Here is a 1026-nt window from a genome sequence, read left to right on the forward strand (position 1 = left end):
CGTGCATACTATTCTAAATTCCGCTCAGGCAGTCGCGCCGGCCATGCGGCGCGCTGCGTGTTTCGATTTGTTTGCCGCAGCCCGGCAGACGGACTGGAGCGCGTAGGCCGGTTCGTTTCCGTGCTGCATCGAAGGAGGAAACGATCATGAGTGACCTTTACTTCGGAGCCGACCTGTTCAGTGAGTTCGACCGTCTGCAACGGCAGATGGCGAGCCTCTTCGGCGGCTTCCCTTCCAGTATCCGTTCTGGCCGCGCTGGCGCCTTCCCGCAGATCAACATCGGTTCGACCGACGACTCGATCGAGATCGTCGCGTTCGCGCCGGGAGTCGATCCGGCCAAGCTCGACGTATCGCTAGACAAGGGGTTGCTGACCATCAGCGGCGAGCGCGCGAGCTCGCAACCGGAAACCCGCGGCGACGATGTGCGCACCTATGCACAGGAGCGATTCGTGGGCACGTTCCGGCGCGTGGTCGAGCTCCCGCAAAACGCGGACCCTGGCAAGGTCAGCGCGCGGTACACCAATGGATGCCTGATGGTGAGCATCGGCAAAAGCGAGGCGTCAAAGCCGCGGGCGATCACCGTTCAGTGAGCGGCTGGCAGAACTACGGAGGACATCATGAACGACACGACTGAACTCGCCAGAAAGGACCAAACGGCGGTGGCCCAGCGCGACGGTGATGCGTCGCAACGCCGGATCACGTTGACACCGCCGGTAGACATCTTCGAGGACAGCCACGGCATCACGCTGTGGGCGGATCTTCCGGGCGTGACCAGGGAGCGGCTGGACGTCAAGGTCCACGATGGCAACCTGTACATCGAAGCAGAGGCGATGGTGCCGACACCGGCGGAACTGCGTCTGCAGCATGCGGAGATCCGTCAGCCTCACTTCGCGCGGGCGTTCTCGATGAACGCCGACTTCGATGCGTCGAAAATCGAAGCCAATCTGAAGGACGGCGTATTGAAGCTGACGATACCGCGCCGCGACGAAGCGCGACCGCACCGGATCGAGGTGCGTACCGACTGAA

At 62.6% G+C, this 1026-nt stretch carries 2 protein-coding genes; both read left to right on the forward strand.

The features are described from left to right. Nucleotides 1-146 precede the first annotated feature (146 nt). Complete coding sequence (locus tag AB3X94_RS41695; RefSeq protein WP_368614456.1) at nt 147-590, forward strand: Hsp20/alpha crystallin family protein; 444 nt, start codon at nt 147-149, stop codon at nt 588-590. A gap of 27 nt (nt 591-617) precedes the next feature. Next, a complete protein-coding gene (locus AB3X94_RS41700) occupies nt 618-1025 on the forward strand; it encodes an Hsp20/alpha crystallin family protein (RefSeq protein ID WP_368614457.1) in 408 nt (135 codons plus the stop codon). The last annotated feature ends 1 nt before the right edge of the window (nt 1026 follow it).

It is taken from the genome of Paraburkholderia sp. BR10923 (assembly GCF_040948765.1).
Lineage (GTDB): Bacteria > Pseudomonadota > Gammaproteobacteria > Burkholderiales > Burkholderiaceae > Paraburkholderia > Paraburkholderia youngii.

Excerpts from the sequence above, each read along its gene's own strand:
- AB3X94_RS41695 (WP_368614456.1), top strand. The coding sequence starts at position 147 with ATGAGTGACCTTTACTTCGGAGCCGACCTGTTCAGTGAGTTCGACCGT.
- AB3X94_RS41700 (WP_368614457.1), top strand. The coding sequence starts at position 618 with ATGAACGACACGACTGAACTCGCCAGAAAGGACCAAACGGCGGTGGCC.